The sequence below is a fragment of the Arthrospira sp. PCC 8006 genome, from assembly GCF_046480465.1.
In the GTDB taxonomy this organism is placed as follows: domain Bacteria; phylum Cyanobacteriota; class Cyanobacteriia; order Cyanobacteriales; family Microcoleaceae; genus Limnospira; species Limnospira platensis.
Window position 1 is genome coordinate 1 of sequence record NZ_PKGG01000215.1, and the last position, 8,867, is coordinate 8,867.

The 8,867-nt window shown below is 42.2% G+C and carries 8 protein-coding genes and 2 pseudogenes; 1 reads left to right on the forward strand and 9 read right to left on the reverse strand.

The genetic code is table 11. The features are described from left to right. Positions 1–1,192 precede the first annotated feature (1,192 nt). Positions 1,193–2,311 (forward strand): ABC transporter permease, encoded by a 1,119-nt coding sequence (locus B9T16_RS22485; protein WP_008052013.1) that lies wholly within the window; start codon positions 1,193–1,195, stop codon positions 2,309–2,311. A gap of 17 nt (positions 2,312–2,328) precedes the next feature. Here the strand turns inward: B9T16_RS22485 and B9T16_RS22490 are convergent, their stop codons facing one another. The 9 genes and pseudogenes from B9T16_RS22490 to B9T16_RS22530 form a co-directional block, all read right to left on the reverse strand. Next, positions 2,329–2,799, reverse strand: coding sequence for a DNA phosphorothioation-associated protein 4 (locus tag B9T16_RS22490; protein ID WP_006616424.1), 471 nt, complete (start codon positions 2,797–2,799; stop codon positions 2,329–2,331). 185 nt (positions 2,800–2,984) lie between these two features. After that, positions 2,985–3,203: a WG repeat-containing protein gene (locus tag B9T16_RS22495; RefSeq protein WP_006616423.1), complete on the reverse strand. Its 219-nt coding sequence runs from the start codon at positions 3,201–3,203 to the stop codon at positions 2,985–2,987. A gap of 159 nt (positions 3,204–3,362) precedes the next feature. Further along, positions 3,363–4,361: a WG repeat-containing protein gene (locus B9T16_RS22500; protein WP_006616422.1), complete on the reverse strand. Its 999-nt coding sequence runs from the start codon at positions 4,359–4,361 to the stop codon at positions 3,363–3,365. 27 nt (positions 4,362–4,388) lie between these two features. Beyond that, positions 4,389–4,505 (reverse strand): annotated as a pseudogene (locus tag B9T16_RS22505) (S-layer homology domain-containing protein); the annotation flags it as partial. 50 nt (positions 4,506–4,555) lie between these two features. Then, on the reverse strand, positions 4,556–4,876 hold the full coding sequence (locus B9T16_RS22510; protein WP_006616421.1) for a nucleoside triphosphate pyrophosphohydrolase: 321 nt from the start codon (positions 4,874–4,876) through the stop codon (positions 4,556–4,558). Positions 4,877–4,915: 39 nt separating this feature from the next. Further along, a complete protein-coding gene (locus B9T16_RS22515; RefSeq protein ID WP_006616420.1) occupies positions 4,916–5,752 on the reverse strand; it encodes a hypothetical protein in 837 nt (278 codons plus the stop codon). Between the two features lie 19 nt (positions 5,753–5,771). Further along, positions 5,772–6,068 carry a hypothetical protein gene (locus tag B9T16_RS22520; RefSeq protein WP_006616419.1) on the reverse strand — a complete coding sequence of 99 codons (297 nt, stop codon included), beginning with the start codon at positions 6,066–6,068 and terminating at the stop codon, positions 5,772–5,774. A 27-nt stretch (positions 6,069–6,095) separates the two neighbouring features. After that, positions 6,096–7,344 (reverse strand): annotated as a pseudogene (locus B9T16_RS22525) (RNA-guided endonuclease InsQ/TnpB family protein). 81 nt (positions 7,345–7,425) lie between these two features. Further along, positions 7,426–8,622 carry a group II intron reverse transcriptase gene (locus tag B9T16_RS22530; RefSeq protein ID WP_410245824.1) on the reverse strand — a complete coding sequence of 399 codons (1,197 nt, stop codon included), beginning with the start codon at positions 8,620–8,622 and terminating at the stop codon, positions 7,426–7,428. Between the last annotated feature and the right edge of the window lie 245 nt (positions 8,623–8,867).

The following is an 8,867-nucleotide window of genomic DNA, read 5'->3' on the forward strand; positions in this document are numbered from 1 at the left end:
AACACCTAACAGCTAACACCTAACAGCTACCCCAATAACTTAAATGGTCCCCTATGGTTTCTGACTATGGGGGTGTCTATTTATTTTTTGGCTAACGGACTGTTGCAACGGACTGTTAAAAATTTATATGAATGCTTACCCTATCATGTCCAGATAATACCCAGAACTACTTTACCCCTAACAGATAGCTTTACCTACAACCTACGRCTAAGATTTTGGGGGTGAACTGATTATGTTGGTATCGGTTTCCGCACGGGGTGATTGCCAACAAAGATTGGAAACTTGCTGAGGATTATGTGGGTATCGAGTCCCATCCCGGTAATTGTCACCAGTTGAAAAGTTGTTTGGGGGTATCGGGTTGGTTCCGGTAGATGATAGTTCATAGTTTCCCCTCACCGGAGATTATGAATCAGACCCATAGATAACCTTGCGAGCGATCGCACATAGGTTTACCTATAGGTCTAGTCCATAGAAAGACAGCCTAATATCTTTGTACATTGATTACTTAGAAGGTTCCCCTCTACGGCTACCTACGGCTATCGTGTTGATTTTGAAACATACCCTCCCCCCCAACCGAAACAAACACTCTTGGGGGTGCGACCGACGTGATAGCAGTCAATGGTGAGGAACGAACCGATAGGCTTGCCATTGACTGCTATCACAAGGGAGTTACCCTATCGGTGTTTGGTTGGGGGGTGGTATGGGTATTTGACAGATTGATTAAGTTGTGTTTATTGATTAACCCGTCAATAATTAAGATTTGTTGCTAAAGGATATGCACCAATCGTCCCGTATGCTAAGATTTAATGGAGTGCATATTGAGCGTGACGGTACGACTATTGGGTTAAGTAAATCCCGATTATCGCAGTTAGGATAGGGGTTTGAGTCATACTATTCTCACAGTATTAAGTCCGGTAGTGATTTGATCAGCCATCTTATTAGGAGGAAAAGTTAGTGGTTTATTAGGAGTAATTTTAGCTATTCTCATCACTGGGGTAATTAAGAGCATTATTGAAATCATCCTTAACCCTCAGTTACCACCCCAAGCCGGTTCCTTTTTTACTAATCTTCCCCAAGATATCGACAACTCTCCTAACTTACAGGTTTCCGAAATCACTAATGATGGGAATGGATAAAGATGCTGCTGGGATTGACCTGTAATGTCATTAACCCCCACCAGCGGTAATCTCTTATGCTAACATCAGATGTTATAGATAGATATGCAGGTGAGGTTAATAAGTTTATGAAATGGTGGCAAAGACTACAAAAAAATCCCTTGGCAAAATTGGGCGCTGGAATACTGATTCTGTTTTATATTATGGCGATCGCTGCTGATTTTGTCGCTCCCTATAATCCCTATAATTCCCAATTAGACGGATCCCTATTACCCCCCACCCCAATTCATTGGGTCAACCCTCAAGGAGAATTTATCGGACTCCATGTTTATCCCACAACTCAGGGACCCGTTGATATTGAAACAGGTCAAAGACAAACTATAGTAGACTGGGAACAACCTTCTCCTCTGCGGTTATTCGTCAAAGGAGACCCCTATAAAATTTTAGGTTTAATTCCCTTTGACCTTCATCTTTTTGGCGTAGTGGGTCCAGCCTATATTAACCTCATAGGAACCGATGAACAAGCCCGCGATCAGTTGAGTCGCTTAGTTTTTGGTAGTCGTATCAGCCTCAGTATCGGTTTAGTCGGAATTGCTATTGCTTTCCCCTTGGGTATGTTGGTTGGGGGAATTTCCGGCTATTTTGGTGGCTGGATTGATACTATATCCATGCGATTAGTGGAAGTTTTAATGACCATTCCCGGACTTTATTTATTAGTAGCTTTAGCAGCAGTCCTTCCTCCCCAACTTTCCAGCGCCCAAAGGTTTTTACTAATTGTAATTATAATTTCATTTATTAGTTGGGCGGGACTAGCTAGAGTCATTCGGGGACAGGTTCTCTCTATTAAAGAACGCGAATTTATCCAAGCGGCTAGGGTAATGGGGGCTCAACCAATTTATACTATTATCCGTCATGTACTCCCCCAAACAGCTACCTATGTGATTATTTCGGCTACCCTGACCATCCCCAGTTTTATTATTTCTGAGTCCGTGCTTAGTTTAATTGGCTTGGGTATTCAACAGCCATATCCTTCCTGGGGGAATTTACTTTCTTCTGCTACTAATGCTTCCATTTTGGTGCTACAACCTTGGCTAATTTGGCCGCCAGCATTGTTGATTATTTTAACCGTTTTAGCATTTAATTTACTGGGAGATGGTCTCCGAGATGCCCTCGATCCTAGAAGCATACAACGGTAAGAGTGACCGCCGCTGAATTAGCCTAAAAATTGACTCAGATCAAATTCTGATTCCGGTTTTTTGAAGCGATCGCGTTCCGACATCAGCAATAATAACAGGCGATCGCCATAATCTACCGCCCCCCTAAATTCTTCTCGTAAAATTTCTAGCCCACCATTGGCAAATTCTTCAAAAATTTTCACTCTTTCTGCTTCCAATTCTGGGTCAAAAGGTGAGATGGTTTTGCTGTCCTTAGTATGGGCGATCGCTATCAGTTTAATTACCCAATCATAACCCCTCGAAATGAATATCTCTAGGGAAATAGGCGCGGGATCTCTCTGAGAAACAGCCTCAATCGGTACTCGCTTTTGGTGGCGGATACCTACAGAGGCGGCGAATACTATTACATCTGCATAGGTCTGAAACGGGCCGCTTTTGTTTTCGGATTCGGTTAAATCTCGCACTAGGTCTGCTTTATCTTTAGCGACTCTAACCCTGTTAATAGCCATTGTTTAATCGAATGTGAATTAATTTTAACTATAGTTTAAGCTAAAACTAGCACCAATCAACATCATTTCTTGACCCTGGCTACACACTACTGTATTTTCCCTTCTCGCTAACTCACCCTCCCCTCAGCATTATCGAAGCTATCACCACTGAAAACTCTTTTAATCTCATCAACATCAGATGATATTCAAGGTTTAGCAATATATCCATATTTCCCCCCGCGAACAATTATCAAAGATTCTGGAGGCATTCCTTGACTTGCTTCCCCCCAGCTTCCTCCATCGTAGTAACCGTTTAACTGTACTACAGCCAACCCCTCAGAAAAAGGTTCAGCCCCATAAAATTGAGGTTGAATAATTGTTTTTCCCGTAGTATCTACATAACCATAACGCAGAGGTTGAATCAAATTACCAACCTTCCCTTCTCCAGTTCCCCAGGGGGCTAATCCCTCAGAAAATTGTAAATATCCTAACCAATTTGGTACAATTGACGTGAGATTTCCACTGTTATCAACCAGATAATATTGGTCGCCTTTAACAACTTTAGCAACTCCATAAATAAAATTTTAAGCCCGCCCAAATTCTGGCTGTATTACCCAATCACCATCCCGATTAATATATCCCCATTGATGATTTAATTTAACTGGGGCTAGACCCTCCGCAAATTCCCCAGCTTCTGAAAATTTAGGTTCAATAATCGAGTTACCTTCCCGGTCAATATATCCCCATTCAGATCCGATCCTAACTTTTGCCCGTCCTTGGGAAAAGCTACCCCCACCATCAAATTTAGCTATAATGTGCCAATCACCTGATTTATTAATATATCCCCATTTTGTCTGATCATAAAGTTTAGCCAATGCCAAACCTTCCGCAAAATAATAGACAGGATTCAAACTAAATTTGGCAGGAATTGCTAGTCTACCTTCCCGGTCAATATATCCACTTTTATCATCCATGTTGACACTAGCCATTCTCTCCGAAAATGTCCCCACAGATATAATATCACTTGCCAAAGTGATCACGATATTTTCTTCTGTATCAATGAAGCAATTTTGACCATTAATGATGACATTAGCTAATCCTTCTGAAAATTTTGCCGCATAGTCAAATTGAGGGGTAATTGCGAATAAATTACTATAGGCGATATATTCCCAAGACACCACATTTCTAGGTCGCAAGGCTTGACATAAAAAAGCCGCGATTTCACCCCTAGTAGCATTTTGATTAGGCTTGAGTTGTCGAACTTCTGGATAATTAACCACTAAATTTTCAATCGCCCCAGCGGCAATTCTTTCCCTAGCATAATTGGGGATTGCCGCCGCGTCATCAAAATATTGTGTGAGAATTTCTTCCGGGTTTTCAGGGATTCTATGCTGTAGATGTGCCGCTAAAACAATTAAGGCTTGCACCCTAGGAATAGGTTGCTGTGGGCGAAATGTACCGTCAGGATAGCCGGCAAAAAAACCTCGGCGAGTCGCTTGTTCAATATTCGATTTTGCCCAATAGTTATCGGCAACATCTTTATAGACGATCGCCTCCTGAATTATCGGTGCGTCATCAAACATCCTACACATTAACGTAGCAAACTCAGCCCTATTTACAGGTGCATTGGGGCGAAATCTACCATCTGGATACCCTAAAATAATGTTTCTATTAACTAATAAGTTAATTGCTTGAATCGCCCAGTTATTTTCTATGTCTGATAGAATTTATATATCTCAAATTATGGTGTGATAATAGCTGACTAATTATCCGAAATTTATTCAGTCCATAATAACATTATTTTCTGTTCAAAACCACCTCGCTGGGCTCGTTTTTCATCAACTTTTAATTGTATCTGCTCATCGGATATGTTATAACTTTTCCTCAACGATTCAACCACCTCTAAAATATCTGCTAATTCCTCCAATAGACTAGCATCATCGCTTTCTTGAACTTCCTCGGCTTCTTCCCTTAACTTATTTCGTAAAGCTATGCGATATTCCGCCTCAGATAAAACCTTGATTTCCGGCTTACCTCCAGATTGTCGGATCGTTTCAGGAATGCGATCGCGCACCAATTTATAATATTCTTTACGCATTAAATTATCCCCTCACTCCACCAAATTATGCTGATTAGATTACCGAGAACTTCTCGCTTCCGACAAAGCTATTTCCTGATTCCGACGATACAAAGCCACCCGATTTTGAGCCGTAGCATAGCGAGGATAGCTAGGAGATACAGCCTCCATTAAATCAGCCGCCGCCCGCCATTTGTCCGCAATTTCTAACCATTCACTCTCAGTCATTGCATCTTTCCCTAAAGCCGCAGCATTTTCAGCCAATTGGACAGCCTGTTTAAACAACTCTTCATCCGATAATACATCATCAGAAATTGTCGGATTGGGAGTAGGTGTCACCGATGTAGAATCCGATTTAAACCATTGAGGAACCGCTAAAATTAGCCATTGATAAACAGCAAATCCCCCCACAATTAATAATACAATTATGCTGATTATAGCAATTAATATACCCCGGTTTACTTGTTGCTTTTCCACCAATTCCTGAGATGGATAACTATCAATTAGTCCCCCACTAGGATAACCCGGTAATCCCGCCCATATATGTGGTTTTTTTAGGGTGATATTTTCTGACCAAAGCAGTTCACTATCTGGACTCTCCAGAATATCCTCTAACCACAGTAATTGATGTTGATTAAAGACACGACTATGGATGCTAACTCGGCGAATCTTCCGGGGAGCAATTGTCTCTAAAACTTCCTTAATCTCACGGACTAAATATGATTTATCCAGATATTCTGCTTTCTTTCCTTCACAAAGTAATTGCAGAATACCCCCCACAAAAACAGCCCTAATTATTACCTGACTTTCCGCCAGATAATAATTAAGTACCTCAACTATGGCGACCACACTACCTTGGTGAGCCTGTTTGATCAAATCATTAATTGCATCCATCATTTAGTAGCCGAAACTATAGCTATTGACTGACTTCCCGAAAAAATTGCCCTAATTGACGACTCATTGACTTCACCAGTCCTTCAGATTTTTGAAGTTGAGCGTCAACTGTTGCTTCTAATTCCTTAACCCTGGCTTCGGGAAGATTAAGCAATTCTAGCAATTTTTGATAGGCGCGTGCCTCTTCATCATTAATCATTGGCTCCTCTGTAACCCTAGCACTAGAGCTAATCACCTGATAACCCAAAGCCAAAACCAATTCCCGTTCCTCTGGAGTTTGCAGTTTGGGAATCAACTCGTCAAGGGAAATATTCTGCATCAGATAATCCTTTGACACTCCCCTTGCCTAAAGGCGAGGGGATTCTTCATTCATAGACCCAACTTGCTTTGACAGGATTGCTCCAGCCATAGTATAGGTCGAATCTCCTGAAGCGTTCGGGTATAAGATCCATGTTCCGCTATGCCCTAGCGTACACAAGGCTGACTTTGCTGCGCAACGCTGCGCGAACAGGATGTTGAGCGCAGCATTCCTATCGCGATCCAAGTTTAACCCACATTGACAAACATGAGTTCGAGTGGATAGGGCTTTTTTGACCACTGCACCACAGTTAGAGCATTCTTGGGAAGTATAAGCCGGGTTAACGGCAACCGTCACCTTGCCAAACTTAACCCCAAAATACTCTAGCCACTTCCTGAATTGATACCAAAGAGCATCATTAATCGACTTGGCGAGACAGTGGTTTCTAACCAAATTCTTTACCCTCAAGTTTTCATAAGCGACCAAATCGTTAGATTGGATTACGCAACGCGCCAGTCTCTTGGCGTGTTCTATGCGCTTCGCGCAGGCTTCGCCAACACGTTGCCTACTTATCTTGAGGTGTACTCGTCCTAGTTGGTTAATCGCTTTCTTTCGGTTGGATGAGCCTTTCTTTTTGCGAGAAACACGCTTTTGTCTAAATTTCAAGCGGCTCTCACCCTTTCGATAAAATGGGGTTAGGTTCGCGCTTGACCATTAGAATCGGTATAAAATTCCTTTAATCCTACGTCCAAACCAATCGCTTTACCCGTGGGCTGACTATCTACTTTAACATCCGCTTTGAGCATAAATTGAACATAGTAGCCGTCCGCACGACGAATAAGCCTAACCCGTTTGATTTGTTCGAGCGGGTAGAAATGTAAATCCCATGTTCCTTTGAGTTGAAGCTGGCCTATGCCTTTTTTGTCGGTGAAGGTTATTTTCTTACGAGTTTCTGATAGCTTCCACCCAGAAGTCTTGTATTCAACTGAACGACTGTTCTTTTTGAACTTGGGAAAGCCTTTCTTTCCTGGAATGGCTTTCCGGCAGTTATCGTAGAACCTTGCGATCACCGAATATGCTCTTTCAATGGAAGCTTGACAGGCACTGGAGTTTAAGTCGCGAGCAAAAGGAAATTCATCTCGAGCGTGTTTTGCGCTAGGCGATACAAATCCTTCTGCCCAATTCCTGAATTATCCATCCAGAAACGGACGGCTTTATTGCGGATGAACTGAGCAGTTCGGATGGCCTCATAAATGGCAATGCACGTGATTTGACTTCCCTTTGGCTTTAAACTCATTAGGGGTCGAGATAGACCTCACGGTCTACCCCTCCCATTCAGCAGCAGAACCGTACATGAGATTTTCACCTCATACGGCTCCTAGTTTGACCGTCTCTTTGTTAAGAGTACAGCAACATCTCTTTCATCAAGAGCTGTTTTATTGTCGCGGGTGTGGCGATGTAATATTTGAAGATTCTTGTATTCATCCTTTCCGCCTTTGCTTCTAGGTACAACGTGGCCTACTTCAATTAAGTCTGATGGGGTAAAGTATTGCCCACACCAGGTACATCTACCTTTTTGCTTTTTGAGTAGTTTTGCTACCCTATTTGGCGTATCGATTGCTCGTCCCTTCCTGGTTGCCCAGTAGGTCCAATTTCCGTCATAAAGTGTTGCGTCAGGACGTATTAAGGTATGTCTGACAATTGGAGTCCAGTTGTGTTTGAATAGATGTAACCCATCTTTGGTTTGGAACAACCAATCTTCGTGTCTTTCTTTCCCATTGCTAAGTTTAATCGTTCCATGTCTGAAATAATTTTTTAGCTTTTCGTGACTTGCCTTTCCGCATCTTGATACTGTCCATGCCCGTAACATTTGCCAGATTATGTGGTCTAGTTTGTTAAAGGTCTCACTTGAGACTACCGCTGAGTAATAATTAGACCATCCCCGAATAATCGGGTTTAGTTTACTAATCAGGGCTGATTGAGGTGTTGTTTTATGTTGTTTAATTACACCTTTTATCACTTCTGTGTGGGCTTTAACTGCTTTGTTGCTGGGCTTTATGTGGGTTTTATGTTCGATTAATCGGCTTGCTGTCCCACCTGTTTTCCCAGATTTGTATTTTCCTACGGGATATTGCCTGATGTTGAATCCTAGAAAATCGAACCCTGGATTCTCTGTCTTACCGTCATACTCAATAGGCTTGAGTGTATGACAGATTCGAGTCTTTTCAGGTTTTATTTCTAGTCCTACAGGTTTTAGCCATTCAGAAATTGCAGTCTTGCACTGTTCAATAATCTCTAGTGATGATGATATCACTACAAAATCATCGGCATATCTTATTAAGGTGGCTTTAACTTTAACCCCTTTTTCTTTAGGATACATTGTTTCAATTAACCTAACCATACCCAACAGTGCGATGTTGGCGAGTATTGGACTTATCACCCCTCCCTGGGGTGTCCCTGATTCTGTATCCTCAAATACACCGTTATCTAGCACGCCWGCTTTGAGCCATTGTTTCAGGTCTCTTTTTAGGTTGCTTGGACAATGAATTTTTGACAGTAGGTAGTCATGGTTCACGGTAAGAGCATTTTGTTATGGTCGAAAGGGAAGTCACCTTCCCCAACTCCACTTCAAAACCGTACTTGAGACTTTCATCTCATACGGCTCCTGATGTGGATACCCCTTTGTCAGTGGGAACAGGGCTACAACCCCCTGCTTTATGACCTCAACTTTCGGAGCTATATACACACGTAGTCATTAACTCGTTTTCGTCATAACACTCTTAGTTGTCGCGGTCTCTATATCCACACCGTGACTAGTGG